Here is a 22048-nt window from a genome sequence, read left to right as displayed (position 1 = left end):
GTCAGTTCCCCTCGAAGACCGGCTTCTGTTTGGCCACGAAGGCCTCGTAGGCGCGGTGGAAATCGCGCGTCTGCATGCAGATGGCCTGGGCCTCGGCTTCGGCTTCGATGGCCTCGTCCACACCCATGTTCCATTCCTGATGCAGCAGCTTCTTGGTGACGCCGTGCGCGAACGTCGGGCCGGCGGCCAGCTGCGTGGCCAGCGCCTGGGCGGCTTCGCCCAGCTTGCCGGACTCGTGCAGCGCATTGAAGAAGCCCCAGCTGGCGCCCTCTTCCGCCGTCATGGCGCGGCCGGTGTACAGCAGTTCAGAGGCGCGGCCCTGGCCGATCATGCGCGGCAGCAAGGTGCAGGCGCCCATGTCGGCGCCAGCCAGGCCCACCCGCGTGAACAGGAACGCCGTACGCGCGGCCGGGGTGCCCAGGCGCATGTCGGCGGCCAGCGCCACCATCGCGCCCGCGCCGGCGCAAACGCCGTCCACCGCGGCCACGATGGGCTGCGGGCAGGCGCGCATGGCCTTGACCAGGTCGCCCGTCATGCGGGTGAAGTCCAGCAGTTCCGGCATGGTCATTCTGGTCAGCGGGCCGATGATCTCGTGCACATCGCCGCCCGAGCAGAAGTTGCCGCCCGCGCCCGTCACGACCACGACCTTGACGTCGGTGGCATACACCAGTGAACGGAACAGGTCGCGCAATTCGGCGTAGGAATCGAACGTCAACGGGTTCTTGCGTTCCGGACGGTTCAGCGTGACGGTTCCGATCTTGCCGTCGGCCGACACCTGCCACAGGAACGTCCTGGCCTGATAACCGGCCAGCGGACGCTTGTGGTGCTTCATGGTGTGCTCTTCGGACTGGGTGCTCATGGTGTCTCCGTTCGTAATCCTGGGTTGATGGGATGCGCCGGCCTCAGCCGGTCATCACTTCGCCGCCGTCCACGGCGATCGCCTGGCCGTTGATCGAGGCCGAGGCCGGCAACGCCAGCCAGGCCACCGTCTCGGCCACTTCCTCGGGCTGCACCAGGCGGCCCTGCGGGTTGCGCTCGGCCAGCTTGGCCCGGGCGGCTTCCGGCGTCATGCCGGTCTTGTCCACGATGTTCGCGACCGCGCCGCGCACGATGTCGGTTTCGGTGTAACCGGGGCACACCGCATTCACGGTGACGCCCTTCTGCGCGGTCTCCAGCGCCAGCGACCGGGTCAGGCCGATCACGCCGTGCTTGGCGGCGCAATAGGCGCTGACGTAGCCGTAGCCGATCAGGCCCGCCGTGCTGGCCACGTTGATCACGCGGCCCCACTTCGCTTGCAGCATGCCGGGCAACGCGGCCTGGATGCAGTAGAAGGTGCCGGTCAGGTTGACGGCGATCATCTGCTGCCACAGCGCGGCGTCGGTGCGGTCGAAACGCTGGCTCACGGCCTGGCCGGCATTGTTCACCAGCACCAGCACCGGGCCGAACTCCGTTTCGGCCTGCGCGAACGCCGCGCGCACCGAGGCTTCGTCGGCGATGTCCGCGCTGACGGTCTGCACCTGGCCCAGGCTGGCCAAGGTGTCGGCGGCCGCGTCCAGCGACGCGCCGTCGCGGCCCAGCAGCGTAACGCGCGCCCCGCGCGCCAGCAGCGCGCGCGCGCTGGCCAGGCCGATGCCGCGGGCGCCGCCCGTCACCAGCGCGTGGCGTCCGCCGAGGGGTTGCGGAGTCGTCGTCATTTGATGTCCAGGTGCGCCATTGCGGCGGCGCGTTCGAAGTTGGTTTCCAGCTGGCGCTTGCCGGCGAAGTACTGGCTGGGCCACGCCACGTCGGTGTAGCCCACCCGCGCCGCTTCGCGCAGCGTCCAGGAGGCGTCGGCCAGATGGGGACGCGCCAGGGCGCACAGGTCGGCGCGGCCCGAGGCGATGATGCCGTTGGCGTGGTCGGCTTCGAAGATGGCGCCCACGGCGATGGTGGGGATGCCGGCTTCGTTGCGCACGCGGTCGGCGAACGGCGTCTGGAACATGCGGCCGTAGACCGGCTTTTCTTCCTTGCTGACCTGGCCCGACGAGCAATCGATCATGTCGGCGCCGGCGGCCTTGAAGTGGCGCGCGATCTCGACCGCGTCGTCGGCGGTGATGCCGCCCTCGACCCAGTCGCTGGCGGAAATCCGCACCGACATGGGCTTGTCTTCCGGCCAGACGGCGCGCACGGCGTGGAACACTTCCAGCGGAAAGCGCAGGCGGTTCTCAAGGCTGCCGCCGTATTCGTCTTCACGGTGGTTGGTCAGCGGCGAGATGAAGCTGGACAGCAGGTAGCCGTGGGCGCAGTGCAGTTCCAGCCAGTCGAAACCGGCTTCCGCGGCGCGGCGGGCGGCGGCGACGAAGTTGTCGCGCACCTGATCCATGTCGGCGCGCGTCATGGCGCGCGGCGCCTGCGACACGCCATCGATGTAGGGCAAGGCGGAGGCCGACAACAACGGCCAGTTGCCTTCGGCCAGCGGATAGTCGATCTTCTGCCAGCCGAGCTGCGTGGAACCCTTGCGGCCGGCATGGCCCAGCTGCACGCCGATGCGGGCGTCGCTGTTGCCGTGCACGAAGCTCACGATGCGGGCAAAGGCCTGCGTCTGCGCGTCGTTCCACAAGCCCGGGCAGCCCGGAGTGATGCGGCCGTCGGGCGATACGCAGGTCATTTCAACCATGACCAGCCCGGCCCCGCCCATGGCGCGCGCGCCCAGGTGGACCAGATGGAAGTCGCCCGGCACGCCGTCCGCGCAGGAATACATGGCCATCGGCGACACCAGGATGCGGTTCTTCAGCCGCACGCCGCGCACTTGGTAAGGCGTCAGCATCGGAATGGCCGGGCGCTTGCCGGAGGCCGCCGGCGCACCGGCGCGTTCGGCGATCCAGCGTTCGAAGCCTTCGAGCCAGGCCGGATCGCGCAGGCGCAGGTTCTCGTGCGAGATGCGCTGCGAACGGGTCAGCAGCGAATACGCGAATTGCTCGGGTTCCAGTTCCGCGTAGCGTTCGACGTTTTCGAACCATTCGGTGGAGTTGCGGGCGGCGTTCTGGATCTTCAGCACTTCCACGCTGCGCACTTCTTCATAGTGCTTCAAGCCGTGCTCCACGCTGCCTTCCGCGCCGCTCAGGCAGCGCGCCAGTTCGATGGAGTCCTCAAGCGCCAGTTTGGTGCCGGAGCCGATGGAGAAGTGGGCGGTATGGGCGGCGTCGCCCATCAGCACGACAGGCACTCGGCGCTGGCCGCGAGCGGTTTCCAGCGTGTTCCAGTGGACCCAGGTGTTGCAGATGACGCGCGGGAAACGGATCCAGATGGCCGAGCCGCGCAGGTGCGAGGCGTTGCTGATCAGCGCATTGCCGTCGAGCCAGGGCGCGAACAGCTTTTCGCAATAGGCGATGCCTTCTTCCTGGCTCATCTGCTCGATGCCGGCAGCCTGCCAGGTTTCCTCGGGCGTCTCGACGATGAAGGTGGACATGCCGTCTTCGTACCGGTAGGCGTGGGCCTGGAACCAGCCATGCTCGGTCTGTACGAAGGCGAAGGTGAAGGCGTCGAACACTTTCTTGGTGCCGAGCCAGACAAAGCGGCAGCGGCGCTGGTCGATGTCGGGGTGGAAGGTGTCGGCGTAGCGGGTGCGGATCTGGCTGTTGATGCCGTCGGAGGCGATGACGAGGTCGGCGTCGTATTCGCGGGCGATGGCCTGGTCATCCTGGACGAAATTCTCGAACACCAGTTTGACGCCGACGTCTTCGCAGCGCGCCTGCAAAATGTTCAACAACTTCTTGCGGCCGATGCCGATGAATCCATGGCCGCTGCTGCGGATGCTGCGGCCTTTGAAGTGGATGTCGATGTCGTCCCAGTGGTTGAAGGCGTCACCGATGGTCTGGGCGGAAACGGGGTCTGCTTCGCGCAGGTTCTGCATGGTGGCGTCCGAAAACACCACGCCCCAGCCGAACGTGTCGTACGGCCGGTTGCGTTCGATGACGGTGATCTCGTTCTCGGGGTTCTGCAATTTCATCAGCAGACCGAAATACAGGCCGGCGGGGCCGCCGCCGATGCAGACTATTTTCATTGCCGTAACGCTCCGAGGTACGCGACAGTCGCTCGTTTATCGGGAGCGGGGCGCCGCGGATATTTAGGTCTGGATAGTTTAGGCTTGAAATATATACCTGAAGCGGGGCGATCGCAAATGGGGGAAATCTATTAGTTCTTTTGGGGAAATGGGGACAGGATTGGGGAGGCTGGGGTGCTTGTTGGGGTTGGGGTCTCGTTGGTCGTGTTTTGGGGCTTTGGAGGGTTGCGTTGGATAGTCGTGGGACGCTCGCCGCCGGGGTCGGGTGGGTGGCGCGCGCCCACGATTGCGGTCCGGAGCGTTCGCTCCGGACGTCCCCGTCGTCATCTTCGTTGCGGCCTACGGCCGCTGCCTTCAGATTCCCCCGGGCGCATCAAGGTTGCGCGCCACCCACCCGACCCCGGCGACGAGCTGCGCCGTCTTGGTTCGATGCGCTGCTAGAGCGCTGTTTACTCACGAGATTTTCGGGGCCCGCCTCATGCGGCCGCGCGGGCGGCCGCATTCTGCATACGTATCGGTGATGCGTCGGAGCGATGGTCGCTTGCGCGCTGGTGGTGAGTGGCTTTCTATTGGGCCCCGCAGTCATTTTGGGGAGGTGGAGCGACGGGTCGCGCGCGGCAGATAGTTGCTTGCTTGGCCAGACCCATGCGCGCGCCACCCGTCTAAAAGGGAGGCCGGTGATGGAATCCAGCGATGTCGTTCCTCTGACGAATTGATCGTCAATCGCGAACGGGAGTGTCATAAATTTTGTGTTTGAGGCCTAACATACCGCTCAAGGAGCACATGTATGGCCACAAGGAAAAAGCTTCCCCTGAGGGAATTACCGTCGATCCCGGCGGGTCTGGTTGACCAGTTCGTTAAGGGTCCGATGACCGCCGAGGCGGTGCAGGACCTGTCGATGGCGTTCAAGAAGGCGCTGATCGAGCGGGCGCTGGGCGCCGAGCTAGGGCACCATCTGGGGTATCCCTCGGGAGGAGATCGCCCCGAGGAAGCCACCAATCAGCGCAACGGCAAGAGCCGCAAGACGGTGCTGACCGATGACGGTCCGCTGCGGGTGGAGATCCCGCGGGACCGTGACGGCAGCTTCGCCCCGATCCTGATCCCCAAGCACGAGCGCCGCTTTACCGGGTTTGATGACAAGATCATCGCGATGTACGCCCGGGGCATGACGGTGCGCGAGATCCAGGGGTTCTTGGTCGAGCAGTACGGCACCGAGGTCTCGCCGGAGTTCATCAGCTCGGTGACCGACGCGGTCATGGACGAGGTCACCGCCTGGCAGACGCGTCCCTTGGAGATGATGTATCCGGTGGTGTTCTTCGACGCCCTGCGGGTCAAGATCCGCGAGGATGGCGTCGTGCGTAATAAGGCGGTGTACCTCGCGCTGGGGGTTTTACCCGACGGCACGCGCGACATCCTGGGCCTGTGGATCGAACAGACCGAGGGGGCCAAGTTCTGGATGAAGGTGTTCAACGAACTGAAGACCCGAGGCACGCAGGACATCCTGATCGCCGTCACCGATGGCTTGAAGGGCATGGAGCAGTCGCTGAACGCGGTGTTCCCGGCCACGACGCTGCAGACCTGCATCGTGCACCTGATCCGCTCGAGCCTGGACTACGCCAGCTGGAAGGAACGCCGGACGGTGGCAGCGGCCTTGAAGCCGATCTACACGGCGGCGACTGTGGAGGCTGCGTTGGCTGCGCTATCGGCGTTCGAGCAAGGCCCGTGGGGTCAGCGTTACGCGCCGATCGCAGAAGCATGGCGCCGGGCCTGGGATCGGGTGATCCCGTTCTTTATGTTCCCGCCGGCGATCCGCAAGGTGATTTACACCACCAACGCCATCGAGAGCATCAACGCGCAGTTGCGCCGGGCGGTGAAAACGCGAGGGCACTTCCCCAGCGATGAGGCCGCCACCAAGCTGCTGTGGCTGGTCCTGCGCAACGTCACTGACGGCTGGGGCAGCGCCACGCATGACTGGAAGGCCGCCATGAACCAGTTCGCCATCATTTACGCTGAACGCTTCACTGACCCGTATCGCTGAGATAGCATCAACACGCCTGATCCTCCACGGGATCAGGCACTGAGTGCCTTAAACACAAAAAAACTGACACTCCCTCGCGAACTGGCCTCCAACCACGCATGGATCGTCAATCGTAGATTCTATGGTTTGGCGCAAGCCTGGTTGGCGATAAAGCGATTGACGTCGAAGGGTTTGCGCGATTTCCATACGCCGAAGGCGATGCGCAGGAGTTTTCTGGCGATGATGTTTAGGCACCGCAACCCACACGCGAAGCGAATCGCGCAACGACGCAAGACGATGCGTAAGCTCCCAAAGGCCGCCCGCGCGGCCGGCCGGGAGCGGGCCCCGCAAGATCCTCCACCACTCAAAACCCGGGGCGAGAACCCTAAGCACACTGCCCTCCCCACCGGCCACCGACCCGACGGGCGTCTTAAGAACTCAAACTCCCGACACCAAAAACCCCACCTTCAAACCCGCCCCCGAAGCCACTCCTCCAGTTCCTTAGCCGGCAACGGCGGCGAAAACAGAAACCCCTGTCCCGCGGCACACCCCTGCTCGATCAAGAACCGCCGCTGTTCCTCGTTCTCCACCCCTTCGGCCACGACCGGCAGACTCAGGCTCTCGCCGATCCGGATCACCGCGCTGGTCAGCGCGCGCGCCGCGTCGTCGCTCTCCAACCCCTGGACGAAGCTTCGGTCCAGCTTCAGCTCGTCGACGATCAAACGCCGCAAGTGGCCCAGGCTGGAATACCCCGTTCCGAAGTCGTCCATCGACAAGCGCACCCCAAGGCGATGCAACTCGGCGATCGTCCGCAGCGTGCCGGCGGTGGCGTCCAGGACCACGCCTTCGGTGATTTCCAGCATCAGGTCGGCGGGCGCCAAGCCAAATTCGGCCAGCGTGGCCGCGATCATCCGGGGCAGGTTCAGGTTGTGGAAATTCGTGGCTGACAAGTTCACCGACACCGACGGCACTTTCAATCCGTTGTTGCGCCAGATCGACAGCTGCGAGCAGGCTTCGCGCAGCGCCCAGTCGCCCAGGTCGCCGATCAGGCCGCATTCTTCGGCCAACGGCACGAAACGCACGGGCGAGATATCGCCCAGCGTCGGGTGGCGCCAGCGGGCCAGCGCCTCGACCCCGTACAGGCTGCCGTTCTTCAGGCCGACCTGCGGCTGGTAATGCAGGCGCAGCGCCTTGGCTTCCAGCGCGTCTCGCAAGGCGGCTTCCAGGGCCAGGCGTTCTTGCGCCTGGCGGTTCATTTCGGCGCTGAAGAACGAAATGCGGTTGCGGCCCGCCGTCTTGGCCTGGTACATCGCCATGTCGGCGTGGCGCAGCAGCGTATCCATGTCGCGCCCGTTCTCCGGGAACACGCTGATGCCGATGCTGACCGACGGGTTCAGCGTGATGCCACCCACCGAAAACGGCTGGGCCAGCGCCACCAGGATATGTTCGGCGGCGGCGGTCAGGCGGCCGTGTTCGAAGTCCGGCATCATCATCACGAACTCGTCGCCGGACAGCCGGCCGACGATGTCCGACGCCCTCGCCAGGAGGCGCAGGCGCTGGGCCACGTCGCGCAGCAAGGCGTCGCCGATGGGATGGCCCAGGGTGTCGTTGACCTGCTTGAAGCGGTCCAGGTCCAGGAACAGCACGGCCACGCGCTTGCGTTCCGGCTCGGCGCGCGCAATCGCCTGCTCGGCTTGCGCCAGCAGCAGGTTGCGGTTCGGCAGGCCGGTCAGTTCGTCGTAGAACGCCAGCTGGCGGATGCGGGCGCGGGCTTCCTCGCGCTCCAGCGCCAGGGCGCACAAGTACACGCAGACATCGACCAGCCGATGATGAAAATCGTCGGGCAGGCGGCGTTCTCGGAAATAGAACCCGAAGGTGCCGATCACCCGCCCGTCGCTGGATTTGATGGGCGACGACCAGCACGCCTTGATGTCGTCCGGCAGCGGCAGGTGGCGGTAATCGTCCCACAGGGGATCGGTGGCGATGTCGGGCACGATGACCGGACGGCCCAGGAATGCCGAAGTGCCGCAGGCGCCCGATTGCGGGCCGATCTTCACGCCGTCCAGCGCGTCGCTGTAGGCGGCCGGCATGCTCGGGGCCGCCAGCGGCCGCAGGTGGCCGGTGTCGTCCACGCGCAGCACGGTAGCGGCCACTTCGGGCGCCAGGCGCTCGACCTCGCGGCAGACCATGTTCATGACCTCGACCACCGAGGCCTCGTTCACCATCGCCTGCAACACGCGGCGCTGCAGGACCTCGTGCACTTTGGTGGGGGTGATGTCGGTCAGCACGTCCACGATGTTGACGAGCGTTCCGCGGTCGTCGAAAACCGAGTTGGCCATGACCGACACCCACAGCGGCTTGCCGCAGCGGTCATAGACCAGCACATCCTTGTGGAAGCCCTCGCGGCAGGCGACGCGGCGGTCCAGCTCTTCGCGGGTGCCGCCGTCGGGCCGGCCGCCGGCCAGCAGTTCGCCCAGCTCCTGGTGCAGGGCGTCGCCGCGCCCGAAGCCCAGCATGCGCTGGAAGCCGTCGTTCACATAGACGATGCGGCCGTCGCTGCCTGACACCGCGACGGCGTTGCCGGTTTCATTGATGCCCAGCAGCAGCAGGCGGATCTCTTCCTGGCGCTCGGCGTCGGCGATGGATTTGCGCGAGATGACCGAGATGCGCGCGACGTCGCCGCCATCGTCCGTCAACGGCAGGTAAGTAGCTTCGATCCACAGCGAGCCGCCGTCCTTCTTGCGGTAGCGGCAGGTGCCCGAGAAATGTTCGCCCCGGACAAGCCGGGTCCAGATCCGTTCTCCGCTGGCGATGCCCTTGCCTTCGTCCATGCTGTCGCACAGCATGTCGTGGCGCAGCGTCGGGGCCTCTTCCGGGGTGTACCCCACGGCGGCCAGGAAATTGGCGTTGGCGTTCAACAGCGAGCCGCTTGCATCGAAATCGAACAGCAGCAGCGCCCGATCCATCGACGCCAGGTAATTGCCCACATGCCACGCGGCGCCCTGGGGGCCCGCGCTCGAAACGCTTACATGAGTATCAAGCATAAGGGGCTCCATACCGGAATACAGCTGTTCCGGCTTCATTCAGCGCTTCGGAAACCCAAGCGCGACGCGATCTCGTCCGTCCTGCTTGGCCAGGTACAGCGCCTGGTCCGCACGACTGAGCGTTTCCGAGAAGGTCTCTCCCAACTGGTGATGCGCCATGCCGATACTGACCGTCAACCTCAGTACGTCTTCGCCCGCGGCAACCGCCAGCCCGCGCACCGCGCCGACCAGCCGGTCCATGACGCTCTGGGCGGCGTCAGGCTGCGTGTTGGGCAGCAGCACCAGGAATTCCTCGCCGCCCCAACGCCCGCACAAGTCGTATTCGCGCAGGCTTTCGCCCATCACGCCGGCCAGTTCGACCAGCGCGCGGTCCCCTGTCTCGTGCCCGTAGCGGTCATTGACCGCCTTGAAGTGGTCCACGTCCAGCATGGCGACGACGAAGCTCTCGCCGCTGCGCGAGGCACGCTCGACTTCCTGCTTGATCATTTCCATCAGGGCGCGCCGGTTCAGCAGGCTGGTGAGCGGATCGCGGCTGGATGTTTCTTCCAGCGCGGCGTTCAGGTCGCGCATCATGTTCTGATAGTGGTCGGAAATACGCGCAATGCGCGTCAGCCGGCGCAGTTGCCGGTCGAATTGATCGCACAGGCCCAGTTCGCGCTCGTGCGCCATGGATTGATAGGCGTCCGACAACTGGGTCACGCGCTCGATGCGGGCCATCTGCTCAGCCGTGTGCTGCCAAAGCGCCTCAAGCGCTTCGCGCAAGGGATGACCGTCATAGGCCGGGTCCGCCAGCAACTCGGTGATGCGTCGATCCAGTTCGGCGGCGCCCGGTTTCATTCGCGGCCAACCACCGAGAACGGAAAGGTGCAGTCTTCCTTGAATTCCTCGGCCAGTTCGCCGACGCGTTCATTGCGCTTGTCGTAGAACCAGGTCACGCTGACCTGGCGGCCTTTGCCATGGGCGGCTTCGATCACGTCGAAGATGTCCATGACGGATTTGATGCTGCTGGTGTTCAGGTACAGCAATTCCAGTTCCAGGCTCAGCGGGGCGGTCGTGCCCAGCAGGTACGCCTCGACCCACTCGATCACCGGGCCGAACAATTCAAAGGAATTCTCGGGGTAGGAGTCGCCGCGCATCGCCAGCACGCCGGCGGTGGCGTCGGCGGTGATGGCGGGCGTGGACTGCGTCCCGGGAATGTTCAGATCTTTCATCAAATACTCCGAAAGTAATTCTTGAATGCGCGCGGAGCCCTCAGATCACGACGCTCAGGCTGAAGAACGCCTGTCCTTCCTCCGCGGCGGGCGTCAGGCTGGCTTCCAGCGGCGCGCCGGCGCGACGCGCGATGTCGATCAGCCCCAGCCCCGCGCCCGACGCCACGCCCTGGACGCGGGGCTTGTGCAGCTGGGCCTTGTATTCGGCCTTCAGCGCGGCCTTGTCCAGCGCGGCCAGCTCCTGGATCCGCGCGACCAGCGCGTGGCCGTCGTCGGACTTGACGAGATTGCCCACCGACACCGCATAGCGGCTTTCGTCGCGGCGGCCGATCACGACGGTGGCCGAGGCCTCGGCGTCGCCGCGGGCGGCGGCGTACTGGCGGATGTTCTGGATCATCTCGATGTACACCGAGAACACGTCCATCGCTTCGGCGGGCCGCGCATGTTCCGCGTTCAGGTAATTCTTGAGCGCGTTGCCGATTTCCTCGATCAGGCTGCGGGAGATCGGCCCGTTGAAGCACAGCAGGGTACGGTCCTGATTGAACCGTTCACCCAGCGCGTAGAGATCGGAGGCATTCATCGCGTTTACCGCCCTGATAACGTTTATTCGAAACGGAAAGACAGCAGGGTGATGTCGTCACGCTGGGGACGACCACCCTGGTATTCGGCCAGCGCTTGCGTAAAAGCGGCGGCCTGTTCAGTTAACGGCTGGCGCGCGTGTCTCTTGAGCATTCCCGCGAAACGCGTGTTGCCGAACCCGAAGCCGTGCTCGCCGCCGGCCTGGTCCAGGAACCCGTCGGTCGCCAGGTAATAGGTCCAGCCCGGTTCCATCTGCAGATCGATATTCTCGTAGACCCCGGTGCGCTTGTCGCCCAATGCGCGCCTGCCGCCGGGGATCTCGCGCAAGGTCTCGCCATCGCTGGCGTACAGGCTGATCTTGGCGCCGGCATAACGCAGCCGTCCGGTCTGGCGGTCAATATATACCAGGCCCGCATCGGTATTGGTGGCCAGCGCGCGGGGCAGTTGCGCGTCCGCAAGCATGGCGCGGATGGCGATGTCGGTGCGGGTCAGGATGCCCGCCGGATCTCCGGGGCCGACCTCGGTGATCGCCAGATCGATGGCGGCGCGCGCCAGCATCGTCATCAATGCGCCCGGCACGCCGTGGCCCGCGCAGTCCATGATGCCCAGCAGGCAGTTGGCGCCGTCCGAACGGAAGACATAGAAGTCGCCGCCGACCACGTCGCGCGGCTTCCACAGCACGAAGTGGTGCGCGCCCAGGGACTGCGTCAGCTGGCGGTCCGGCAGGATGGCGCGCTGGATCAGGCTGGCGTAGTCGATGGAGTCGCCGATCTTCTTGTGCGCAGCGGCCATGGCGCGGTTGGCGTCTTCCAGCTCGGAGGTGCGTTCGCGCACCTTGCTTTCCAGTTCGGCCGTGTGCTGGCGGACCTTGTCGGCCATGACGCCGAAGGCGCGGCTCAAGTCGCCGATCTCGTCCTGCCCGCCCGGGGGCAGGCGCACGTCGTAGCTGCCGTCCGCGATGGCGCGGGCCGATTGCTGCAAGCGGCGCAGCGGACGCAGCATCAGCCGTTCGATGGCGTAGCCGAAACCCAGCAGCATGGCGGCGAACAGCACCGCCAGGCCAATCGCGGCCGGCCACAACCAGCCGGTGTCCAGCACGCGGGCAGCGCTCAGGTCGACGGCCGTCAGCACATGCCAATGCAGTTCGGGCATATAGGCCACGGACACCAGCTGGCGCGTGCCGTCCAGCTTCACCCAGGCGGATTGCACCGACTGCGGATCGGCCTGGGCCGCATGCATGGCGGACCGCAGTTCGTCCCGGCCCGGTCCGTCGTCCAGCAGGTTGAACACCCTGCCCCGGCCGTCGGCGCCGCCGCCCGCGCCCGAGTTGTAGGCGATCAGCGTGGCGTCCATGTGCGCCTGGATGGCGCCTTCCTCGTCGACGATGATGGGGGTGACGCCGGGCTGGCCGCTGTTGACGAAATCGCGCAGGAAGCCGCCCACGTCCAGGCCGGCGCCGGTCAGGGCCACCACCTTGTCGCCGTCGCGCACCTGCACGTTGATCCACACCTTGGTGGTCTGGAGTTTCAGGTCGGGGTTGACGTTGATGTTGTACTTGGCCGGCGACTTCAGCGTGGCGTAGAACCAGCCGTCGTCCGCCGCGCCGGGGCTCAGCGTGTAGCGCGGCGCTTCGGACAGCGGCTTGTCGTCGTTGAAGTAATAGTGGCCGCTTGCGGCGCTGGCGATGAAGTAGGCGCGGCCCAGCAGATCGCGGCGGTAGCCGTCGGCTTCGCGGAAGAAGAGCTCGCGAGCGGCCGGATCGCTTTCATTGCGCAGCCAGCGACGGGTGACTTCGCTGTCGGCCAGGCGCAGCGACAAGGCCAGTTCGCGCGACACCGGGGCCAGGATGCGTTGCCGGTTGAGTTGCGTGAAGTTATCGGCGAAAGCGCGCCCGAAGTGGTCTCTTACTCCATCCAGCACCATCCATCCGATGACGGCGGCGGACGCCAACGCGATCACGCATGCCAACAGCAGCGCCATCAATGATTTTTTGCGCAAACCCCATTTCGCCATGCGAAGTCTTCCTGACAGCTTGATAAGACGTGACGTACGTACCCGCCCAATAGGCACGAGAGGGGCCAGGCGCGCTAAGTGTAGAGAACAGCGGGGGCAATTGAAACAGGCGCAAACGTCTGGATGCGCCCTGGACACCTTAAGTTTCAACCCAGCAATGTATTTGCGAGTTTATTGCGTTTTATATCGTATTTTTTACGCGAACATCCCACACTGTTGCGGCTTTATTGCTACACGCCCAGATAGCGCTCCCACAGTCCGCGGTCGGTGTCCAGCGCGCGCGAGTCGCCCGTCCACACGACTTTGCCGCGTTCCAGGATCACATGCTGATCGGCCAGGCTCAGCAACCTTTCGACATATTTATCGATGACGAGGATGGTCTGCCCCGCTTGGCGCAGGCGCGCCAGGCAATTCCAGATTTCTTCGCGGATCTTGGGCGCCAGGCCTTCGGTGGCCTCGTCCAGGATCAGCAGCCGGGGGTTGGTGACCAGCGCCCGGCCGATGGCCAGCATCTGCTGCTCACCGCCCGAAAGCTGGTTGCCCATATTGCGGGCGCGTTCGGCCAGCCTGGGAAACAGGTCGAACACGCGTTCGGGCGTCCAAGGGTCGCCGATATCGGGATTGCGCGCGGCGACGAAGGCCGTCAGGTGCTCGCGCACCGTCAGGTTGGGAAAGCACTGGCGCCCTTCCGGAACAATCGCCACGCCCACGCGGGCGATGCGGTCCGGGCTCCAGCCGCTGATGTCCTGCCCCGCAAAATGGATCTTGCCGCCGCGCAGCGGCAGTTGGCCGAACAGGGTGCGCAGCAGCGTGGTCTTGCCCATGCCGTTGCGGCCCAGCAAGGTCACGACCTGCCCGGCGCCGATCTGCAGGTCTACGCCGAACAGCACCTGGCTGGCGCCGTAGCCGCTCTGGGCGGATTCGATGGTGAGCATCACGCGGTCTCCTCGTCGCCCAGATAGGCTTGCCGCACTTCCGGGTTGGCGCGGATCTCGTCGGGGGTGCCGGTCGCGATGACCCGGCCATACACCAGCACCGACAGGCGGTCGGCCAGGCGGAACACTGCCTGCATATCGTGTTCGACCAGCAGCATGGCGGCCCGCCCCCGCAGGGTTTCGATCAGTTCGGTCAGGCGGACGGTCTCGTCCGGGCCCATGCCGGCCATCGGCTCGTCCAGCAGCAGCACGCTGGGCCGGGCAGCCAGCGCCAGCGCGAATTCCACCTTGCGCTGCTCGCCGTGCGGCAGGGTGCCGGCCGGCCGGTCCAGCAACGCGGCGTCGATGGCGCATTCCCGGGCCAGCTCGCGCGCCTGTTCATACAGTGCGGATTCGGCGGCGCGCGGCTTCCAGAACCGGAAGCTGCTGCCCGCGTGGGCCTGCACCGCCAGCACCAGGTTGTCCAGCACGCTGGACTGCTTGAAGATGTTGGTGATCTGATAGGACCGCGACAGCCCGGCCGACACGCGCTGGTGCGCGTTCATGCCGGTAACGTCGCGCCCGCCCACCGTCAGCGTGCCGGCATCCGCCGCCAGCGTGCCGGACAGCAGGTGGATCAGCGTGGACTTGCCGGCGCCGTTGGGGCCGATCAAGGCATGGATTTCGCCCGGGTTCAAGGTCAGCGACACGTTGTCGGTGGCGACCAGCGCGCCGAAGCGGCGGACCAGCCCGGAAGCCTGCAGCGCAGGCACCGTGGCGTTGATAGACGGATTCATGATCCCACCTTGCCGGATTGGGGCGCGGCGCGTCCGCTGAACAACGGGCCGAACAGGCCGACCAGGCCGCGCGGCGCGCCGAACACCACGCACAGCAGCAGCACGCCCAGGGGCAGGTGCCAGTATTCGGTCCACAGGCGCAGCACTTCTTCCAGTGTCAGCATCACCACCGCGCCAGCGACGCCGCCCCAGCGCAGGCCGATACCGCCCACCAGCACCATGATCAGCAGGTTGGCCGACTGCGTCCAGTGCATCAGGCTGGGCGAGATGAACAGATTGTGGTTGGCCAGCAGCGCGCCGGCCAGGCCGGCCGCGGCGCCGCTCAGGGTGAAAGCCGCCAGCTTGATGCGGTAGACGGGGTAGCCCATGGACTCCATGCGCGACTCGTTCTCGCGGATGCCCTGCAAGGCCGTGCCGAAACGCGAAGACACCACGCGGCTGAATCCCCACATGACAAGCGCGAACAGCACCAGCACCAGGTAATAGAAGCTGACGTCATGGGACAGGTCGATGCCCGGCAGCGTGGAATAGCCGGGCAGGTTCAACCCGTCTTCGCCGCCGTACTGGCGCAGCGAGATGAAGATGTAGAACAGCATCTGCGCGAACGCCAGCGTGATCATGATGAAGTACACGCCCCGGGTGCGCAGCGAGATCGCCCCCGTAATGCAGGCCAGCACGCCCGCCAGCAGCATGGCCACCGGCCAGACGACCAGCGCCGACGTGACGCCCGACATCGCCAGGATGCCGACCGCGTAGGCGCCCGCGCCGAAGAACGCCGCATGCCCCAGCGCCACCATGCCGCCGTATCCCAGGATAAGGTTCAGGCTGGTCGCGGCCAGCGCATAGATCAGCACGCGCCGCACGAATGAAATATAGAAGTCCAGGCCAAGCGCCGGCGCCACCAGCGGAAACACTGCCAGCGCCGCCAGAAGGGCCACGGTCCAGAAAATGCTTCTCATCGTCAACCCCGCGCCGGAAACAGGCCGGAGGGCCGGAACACCAGCACAGCCGCCATCAAAACGTAGATGGCAATGGCGGCCAGCGTCGGTCCGACGCTGGAGGCCACGGCCGGAGAAAAGACCTGGCGCAGCAGCATCGGCAGGAACGCCCGCCCCGCCGTATCCACCATGCCGACCAGCAAGGCGCCCACGAAGGCGCCGCGGATCGAACCGATTCCGCCGATCACGATGCACACCAGAACCAGGATCAGGATCTCTTCGCCCATGCCCACCTGCACCGACGTGATCGGCCCGAGCAAGGCGCCGGCCACTGCGGCCAGCATGGCGCCCAGCACGAAGACACCCAAGAACAGCAGCGGCACGCGCACGCCCATCAGCGTGGCCATCTGGCGGTTGGACGCGCCGGCCCGCACCAGCACGCCGGCGCGGGTGCGCGTGACGAACCAGTACAGGCCCGCGGCGGCGGCCACGCCGAACACGATGATCATCAGGCGGTAGGCGGGATACAGCAGGTCGGGCAAGAGGCGCACCGGGCCGGACAGCACGGCCGGCATGTTGAGCATGACGGGCGCCGGGCCCCAGATCATCTTGACGAGGTCGTTGGCGATCAGGATGACGGCATAGGTGCCCAGCACCTGGGCCAGGTGGTCGCGCAACGCCAGGCGGCGGATCAGCGTCAGTTCCAGCGCCACGCCGACCAGGCCGGTCGCGACGGCCGCCACCAGGACGGCGGCGGTGAATGAACCGGTGCGCTGCATCGTTTCGGCGGCGACATAGGCGCCGGCCATGTAGAGTGAGCCGTGAGCCAGATTCATGATGTCCATGATGCCGAACACCAGGGTCAGCCCGGCCGCGATCAAAAACAACATCAACCCAAACTGGAGACCGTTCAGCAATTGCTCGACGATCAGCGTAAACGTCATGAATACTTCCCCCTGCCGCAAATCGCCCATGGCTTTGCTCGCGGCCAAATCACCGAAACCGCCTGGTTATGCCCTACGCAGCCCATCCTGCGCAGCCCGCGGAACGTCCCCGCCCAAGTGGGGTCGCGCGGAGCCGGCTTCGCCGGTCCGCAGCGACGCCCCCTCAGGCGGGCCCCCCTTGAGGGGGAAGCGCGCAGCGCGTCGGGGGTGGGTCCTTCCTATAGCTTGCAATCGCCGACGTAGACGTCCTGGTACTTGTCGAACACCTTGCCCACCAGCTTGTTGGTGATGCGGCCGCTGCCGTCCTTGTCGACGACGCGCAGGTAGTAGGACTGGATGGGGTAGTGGTTCTTGCCGTAGGTGAAGCTGCCGCGCACCGACGGGTAGTCGGCCTTTTCCAGGGCGCGGATGACGGCGTCGCGGTCCGAAGCCTTGCCGCCGGCCTGCTTGACCGCGGCGTCCATGGCCATGATGACGTCATAGGCCTGGGCGGCGTACACGGACGGGTAGCGGCCGTTGTATTCCTTGCGGAAGGCGTCCACGAAGATCTTGTTCTGCGGCACGTCCAGGTCGTGCGCCCACTGCGCCGTGTTGTACATGCCCAGCATGGGTTCGCCCACGGCCTGGATCACGTCTTCGTCGGCCGAGAAGCCCGGGCCGATCACTTTGACGCTTTGCGACAGGCCGGCCGACACGAACTGCTTGACGAAGTTGATGCCCATGCCGCCCGGCAGGAAGATGTAGACGGCGTCCGGCTTGGCGGCGCGGATCTGCGCGATTTCGGCGGCGTAGTCGATCTGGCCCAGCTTGGTGTAGACCTCCTCGCCCGGCGCGGCCTTGTAGCCGCGCTTGAAGCCGGTCAGCGCATCCTTGCCGGCCGGGTAGTCCGGCGCCATGATGAACATCTTCTTGAAGCCGCGGTCCGCCGCGACCTTGCCGGCCGCCTCATGGAAGGCGTCGTTCTGGTAAGACGTGCCGAACCAGTAGTTGTTGCACTGGGCGCCGGCGAACTGGCTGGGGCCGGGATTGTTCGACAGGTAGGGCACCTTGGCCGCGAACAGGGCCGGGCCGACGGCCAGCGCCACGTTCGAGCCGATGGGGCCGGTGAAGAAATCGATCTTGTCGCGCTGGATGTAGCGCGTGACCAGCTGGCGGGCCTGGTCGGGGTTGCCGCCCATGTCGGTCTGCACGAATTCGGCGGGCTGTCCGCCCAGCTTGCTGCCCAGCTGCTTGATGGCCAGGTTGAAGCCGTCGCGGGCTTCGGCGCCCAGCGCCGAGAACGGACCGGAGATATCGTTGGCGATGCCGACCTTGACGGCATCCGCCATGGCCACGGCCGGCACCAGCGCGGCGACGGCGATAAGGGAAGTGATCAAACGCATGTTGGTGTGCTCCGTGCGCGAGCCCGCGCAGAGGGTGTTCTTATAGAGGGTGCGATTCGAATGACTTCTGTGCCCGGCCTGCCGGCGCCATTGCGCCGCCGTCAAACTGGCGCTTGCAAAGTGTTTGCTTGCTGCGTCAGGATCCCGTTGTGCAGCATCGGGAAAACTGGCGCGGTTCATAGTTTAGGTTTAAAGTATTCTTCAAAACAAGACTAGGGTTTTTACCAAAGGGTTATTACCAAGACCCATTACCAAAGGGTTACCAAAGGGTTTTTACTAACCGGTTTTCCGACAATCTACCGCCATGGTCACCCTCTACCGCCACTATGACCGCGCAGGCCTGGACGTCCAGTACAACGCTCGCGCGACAGTACCCGACATCCAGCCGATACTCAAGAAATACGCCGAAGACAGCGCTACGGCGCGCCAGTCGCTGGACTGCGTCCTGGACGTGCCGTTCGGCGATCATCCCGACGAACGGCTGGACATCTACCGCGCCGCGCCGAACACCTTGAGCGCCGCCGGCGCACCCGTGTTCGTGTTCATCCACGGCGGCTATTGGCGCCTGTTGTCCAAGGACGAATCCAGCGGCATGGCGCCCGCCTTCACGGAAGCGGGCGCGGTGGTCGTGTCGGTGAACTATTCGCTGGCCCCCGCCGTGACGCTGGACCGCATCGTGGACCAGAACCGGCGCGCGCTGGCCTGGATCCACCGCCACATCGCCGGCTACGGCGGCGACGCCCGGCGCATCCACGTCTGCGGCAGTTCCGCCGGCGGGCACCTGGTGGGCGCGCTGCTGGCCGGCGGCTGGCACGCCAGCTACGAAGTGCCCCACGACGTGATCCGGGGCGCGGCGCCGCTGTCCGGCCTGTTCGACCTGCGCCCGCTGGTGCACACCCATGTCAACGAGTGGATGCGCATGAGCGAGGCCGACGCCATCCGCAACAGCCCCGCCCTGCACTTGCCACCCGCGGGCTGCCCGCTGGTGGTCAGCTACGGCGAAACCGAAACCGACGAGTTCAAGCGCCAAAGCGACGACTATCTGGCCGCCTGGCAAGCACGCGGCTTCCCCGGACACTATGTGCCGATGCCCGGCACCAATCATTACGACATCGTGCTGACGCTCAACGATCCCTCCAGCCCGCTGACCCGCGCCATCTTCGAGCAGATGGGTCTGGCGCCCGCTTCCCCACGCATTCCCGGTATCCTCCCTAGCCATGACTGACGCTCCCGACCTGGAATCCCGCGCCGCGCCCGACGACCACCACGCGCTTCGCCTGTGGCTGCGGATGCTGACCTGCGCCAACCTCATCGAAGGCGAGATCCGCAGCCGCCTGCGCAACGAGTTCGACACGACGCTGCCCCGCTTCGACCTGATGGCGCAATTGCAGCGCGCGCCCAAGGGCATGAAGATGGGCGACCTGTCGCGGCACATGATGGTCACCAACGGCAATATCACCGGCATCACCGACCAGCTGGAAAAGGAAGGCCTGGTCGTGCGCACCAAGGTGGAATCCGACCGCCGCAGCTCGCTGATCAAGCTGACGCCGCAGGGCAAGAAGACCTTCGCCCGGATGGCGCGCGCCCACGAGTCCTGGGTCAAGGCCATGTTCGGCGACCTGCCCGAATCCACCCGCAACGCGCTGTTCCAGGCCCTGGGCGAACTCAAGCTGCAAGTGGTGGCCACCCGCTCCGAATCCGCCAAGGGCTAACGCGCACCATCCCGGGCCGCGGGCGCGCGCATCCGCGCCCGGTTTGGCGCATCAGTTTGGCGCATAATTGCCGCCATGATTCCGGTATCCCTTCCTGGCGGTAATTTCTATGTGCTGATGGCGGCCTCGCTGGCCTGCCTGGCCACGTTGCTGACCTGGCTGGCTGTCCTGGCCACCACACGCAGCGCCCGGCTCTGGCTGGGCGGCCACCGGCGCGCCGGCACCGTGCTGATGGCCTTCCTGGCGCTGGTCGGCGCCATCTTCCCCTACCAGCAGTTCAGCCTGTGGTTTTCGGCCCAGCGCGACGCCCAGGCCGACGCCGGCCGCAAGACGACGCTGGCCCACGCCACCCGGCTGGCCGGCGTGGACATGCCGGCGGGCACCGTGCTCAGCCTGACCCGCCCAGGCGAACTGGCCTCGTTCGACCGCGCCGTCTTCCCCGACACCCTGCCCGCACCCGTCCAGGGGGTGGCCGCAACGCAGCTGTTCCGCTATGCCGCCACGTCCAGGCAGCCCGAGACCCTGTCGGCCGAAATCACCCGTGACCAGGCGCAGGAAGGCTGGCTGTGCGCGCACGGCCACCGGATCGAATTCGCGGTGCTGGGCGGCCAGCCCCGTTTCGCCAGTTGCCACCTGGCCATCGGCAACACGCTGGACCAGCAGCCCGTGCCGCCAGGCGCCTGGCTGAAGGTCGACGAGGCCGCGCGCGGCACGCTGCCGGATGCGGCCGCGTCCACGGCGCGCTGGCTGCTGCGCACCGAAGGCAGCGAGGCCCTGACCCTGCGCCAGATGCCGCTGCTGAAAGTGGACATGCGCCTTGACGGCGGCCGCCGCATCCTGGATTTCGAAGGCCTGCTGGCGCGCGAGACCGTGCTGGGCGCCATGACGTATCCGCCAGGCACCCGCGTGCTGGCCGCGAACCCGCGCCTGCCCGGCGCCCAGCCGGGCGACCTGCTGTTTTCGCCGTCGCGCGGCCGCTCGGCGCGCCGCAGCGGCTTTGAGGACGTCGCGGCCGGCCAGTCGGTGCTGCAGGCCCCGGACGGCACCGTGCGCAGCGTGCTCAGCAACCGCGACGCCGGGGTGCTGGACGTGGCCGCCATGCGGATGGCCCCCTGACCGGCGCCTGACAAACGCCTGCCGCAAACCGGTGGGATAATACGAAGCTTTCCCCCGCGCGCCGCCTTGCCTGGCGGCGATTCCGTCCTGCCCATTCAAGAGACGAAGTCATGGCCGTTAATTTGCAGATCCCCTCCGAGTCCGAAATTTTTCCTGTTGCCGGCATTGAAATCGGCGTCACCGAGGCCGGCATCCGCAAAGCCAACCGGCGCGACCTGACGGTCTTCCGCCTGGCCGAGGGCACGAGCGTCGCCGGCGTGTTCACGCGCAACCGCTTCTGCGCCGCCCCCGTGCAGGTCTGCCAGGCCCACCTGGCCGCCGGCGGCGCGATCAGCGCGCTGGTCATCAACACCGGCAACGCCAACGCGGGCACCGGCGAAGAAGGCCTGAAGAAAGCCAACGACACCTGCGCCGCGCTGGGCAAGCTGCTGGGCGTGCCGGCCGCGCAGATCCTGCCGTTCTCCACCGGCGTCATCCTGGAACCGCTGCCGCTGGACCGCCTGGTCGCCGGCCTGCCGGGCGCCATCGCCGACCTGGCCGCCGACCACTGGTCCAGCGCCGCCCACGGCATCATGACGACCGACACGCTGCCGAAGATCTCGTCGGCCAAGGTGCAGATCGACGGCAAGACCGTCACCTTCACCGGCATCAGCAAGGGCGCGGGCATGATCCGCCCCAACATGGCCACGATGCTCAGCTTCCTGGCCACCGACGCCGGCATCGCCCAGCCGCTGCTGCGCCGCCTGGCCGTCGAGATCGCCGACGCCTCGTTCAACCGCATCACGGTCGACGGCGACACCTCCACCAACGACTCCTTCATCATCGCCGCCACCGGCAAGTCGGGCGTGAACGTCAATAGCGAGTCCGACGCCGCCTACGCCGCCGTGCGCGCTGCCTTGACCGCCGCCGCGCTGGAGCTGGCCACGAAGATCGTGCGCGACGCCGAAGGCGCCACCAAGTTCATGACGATCCGCGTCGAAGAGGCCGGCACCACGGAAGAGGCGCTGAAGGTCGCCTACGCGGTGGCGCATTCGCCGCTGGTCAAGACCGCCTTCTTCGCGTCGGACCCCAACCTGGGCCGCATCCTGGCCGCGATCGGCTACGCCGGCATCGACGACCTGGACGTGTCCAACATCCGCCTGTGGCTGGACGACGTGCTGGTGGCCAAGAACGGCGGCCGCAATCCCGACTACCAGGAAGCCGACGGCCAGCGCGTGATGAAGCAGGCCGAGATCTCGGTGCGCATCGCGCTGGGCCGCGGCCAGGTCGCCGACACCGTCTACACCTGCGACTTCTCGCACGAGTACGTGACCATCAACGCCGACTACCGTTCGTGATC

18 protein-coding genes are annotated in these 22048 nt (G+C 66.3%); 5 read left to right on the top strand and 13 right to left on the bottom strand.

Annotated features, from left to right (window positions below):
• Nucleotide 1 precedes the first annotated feature (1 nt).
• From A9973_RS26895 to A9973_RS26885, 3 genes are read right to left on the bottom strand one after another with little or no spacing between them, the layout of a single operon-like run.
• Entirely contained in the window at nt 2-859 is an 858-nt protein-coding gene (locus A9973_RS26895; RefSeq protein WP_183016664.1) for an enoyl-CoA hydratase family protein, read from the bottom strand.
• A gap of 43 nt (nt 860-902) precedes the next feature.
• Nucleotides 903-1694, bottom strand: coding sequence for an SDR family NAD(P)-dependent oxidoreductase (locus A9973_RS26890; RefSeq protein WP_183016663.1), 792 nt, complete (start codon nt 1692-1694; stop codon nt 903-905).
• Nucleotides 1691-4042 (bottom strand): bifunctional salicylyl-CoA 5-hydroxylase/oxidoreductase, encoded by a 2352-nt coding sequence (locus A9973_RS26885; protein ID WP_183016662.1) that lies wholly within the window; start codon nt 4040-4042, stop codon nt 1691-1693. The genes A9973_RS26890 and A9973_RS26885 overlap by 4 nt, the downstream gene beginning before the upstream one ends.
• Before the next feature lie 787 nt (nt 4043-4829).
• Here A9973_RS26885 and A9973_RS26880 point away from each other — a divergent pair.
• Entirely contained in the window at nt 4830-6080 is a 1251-nt protein-coding gene (locus tag A9973_RS26880) for an IS256 family transposase (protein ID WP_183016661.1), read from the top strand.
• A gap of 446 nt (nt 6081-6526) precedes the next feature.
• Here A9973_RS26880 and A9973_RS26875 read toward each other — a convergent pair whose 3' ends face one another.
• The 10 genes from A9973_RS26875 to A9973_RS26830 form a co-directional block, all read right to left on the bottom strand.
• Nucleotides 6527-9103, bottom strand: coding sequence for an EAL domain-containing protein (locus tag A9973_RS26875; RefSeq protein ID WP_183016660.1), 2577 nt, complete (start codon nt 9101-9103; stop codon nt 6527-6529).
• 39 nt (nt 9104-9142) lie between these two features.
• The gene (gene siaD / locus A9973_RS26870) at nt 9143-9940 is read right to left on the bottom strand and encodes a biofilm regulation diguanylate cyclase SiaD (protein WP_183016659.1); all 798 of its coding nucleotides are present in this window, start codon (nt 9938-9940) and stop codon (nt 9143-9145) included.
• Entirely contained in the window at nt 9937-10314 is a 378-nt protein-coding gene (gene siaC / locus A9973_RS26865; RefSeq protein WP_183016658.1) for a biofilm regulation phosphoprotein SiaC, read from the bottom strand. The genes siaD and siaC overlap by 4 nt, the downstream gene beginning before the upstream one ends.
• Nucleotides 10315-10354: 40 nt before the next feature.
• A complete protein-coding gene (gene siaB / locus A9973_RS26860) occupies nt 10355-10894 on the bottom strand; it encodes a biofilm regulation protein kinase SiaB (protein WP_183016657.1) in 540 nt (179 codons plus the stop codon).
• A 23-nt stretch (nt 10895-10917) separates the two neighbouring features.
• Nucleotides 10918-12906, bottom strand: a complete 1989-nt coding sequence (gene siaA / locus A9973_RS26855) for a biofilm regulation protein phosphatase SiaA (RefSeq protein ID WP_220805662.1) — start codon at nt 12904-12906, stop codon at nt 10918-10920.
• A 230-nt stretch (nt 12907-13136) separates the two neighbouring features.
• Nucleotides 13137-13841 (bottom strand): ABC transporter ATP-binding protein, encoded by a 705-nt coding sequence (locus tag A9973_RS26850; protein ID WP_183016705.1) that lies wholly within the window; start codon nt 13839-13841, stop codon nt 13137-13139.
• Nucleotides 13841-14617 carry an ABC transporter ATP-binding protein gene (locus tag A9973_RS26845; RefSeq protein WP_183016656.1) on the bottom strand — a complete coding sequence of 259 codons (777 nt, stop codon included), beginning with the start codon at nt 14615-14617 and terminating at the stop codon, nt 13841-13843. Before A9973_RS26845 ends, A9973_RS26850 begins: the two co-directional genes overlap by 1 nt.
• A complete protein-coding gene (locus A9973_RS26840; RefSeq protein ID WP_183016655.1) occupies nt 14614-15576 on the bottom strand; it encodes a branched-chain amino acid ABC transporter permease in 963 nt (320 codons plus the stop codon). Before A9973_RS26840 ends, A9973_RS26845 begins: the two co-directional genes overlap by 4 nt.
• Nucleotides 15577-15578: 2 nt before the next feature.
• On the bottom strand, nt 15579-16499 hold the full coding sequence (locus A9973_RS26835; RefSeq protein WP_105560344.1) for a branched-chain amino acid ABC transporter permease: 921 nt from the start codon (nt 16497-16499) through the stop codon (nt 15579-15581).
• A gap of 218 nt (nt 16500-16717) precedes the next feature.
• Entirely contained in the window at nt 16718-17881 is a 1164-nt protein-coding gene (locus tag A9973_RS26830) for an ABC transporter substrate-binding protein (protein WP_183016654.1), read from the bottom strand.
• Between the two features lie 304 nt (nt 17882-18185).
• On the opposite strand from A9973_RS26830, the gene A9973_RS26825 reads away from it, so the two are divergent.
• The 4 genes from A9973_RS26825 to argJ all read left to right on the top strand — a co-directional run bounded on the left by A9973_RS26825 (nt 18186) and on the right by argJ (nt 22046).
• Nucleotides 18186-19106, top strand: coding sequence for an alpha/beta hydrolase (locus A9973_RS26825; RefSeq protein WP_183016653.1), 921 nt, complete (start codon nt 18186-18188; stop codon nt 19104-19106).
• Nucleotides 19099-19593 (top strand): MarR family winged helix-turn-helix transcriptional regulator, encoded by a 495-nt coding sequence (locus A9973_RS26820; protein WP_183016652.1) that lies wholly within the window; start codon nt 19099-19101, stop codon nt 19591-19593. Before A9973_RS26825 ends, A9973_RS26820 begins: the two co-directional genes overlap by 8 nt.
• 75 nt (nt 19594-19668) lie before the next feature.
• Entirely contained in the window at nt 19669-20709 is a 1041-nt protein-coding gene (locus A9973_RS26815; protein WP_183016651.1) for a hypothetical protein, read from the top strand.
• A gap of 110 nt (nt 20710-20819) precedes the next feature.
• Nucleotides 20820-22046 carry a bifunctional glutamate N-acetyltransferase/amino-acid acetyltransferase ArgJ gene (argJ, locus tag A9973_RS26810; RefSeq protein ID WP_183016650.1) on the top strand — a complete coding sequence of 409 codons (1227 nt, stop codon included), beginning with the start codon at nt 20820-20822 and terminating at the stop codon, nt 22044-22046.
• The last annotated feature ends 2 nt before the right edge of the window (nt 22047-22048 follow it).

Origin of the sequence: Achromobacter sp. UMC46 (genome assembly GCF_014170335.1) — a bacterium.
GTDB lineage: Bacteria > Pseudomonadota > Gammaproteobacteria > Burkholderiales > Burkholderiaceae_B > Achromobacter.
This window is presented reverse-complemented; position numbering and strand designations above follow the sequence as displayed.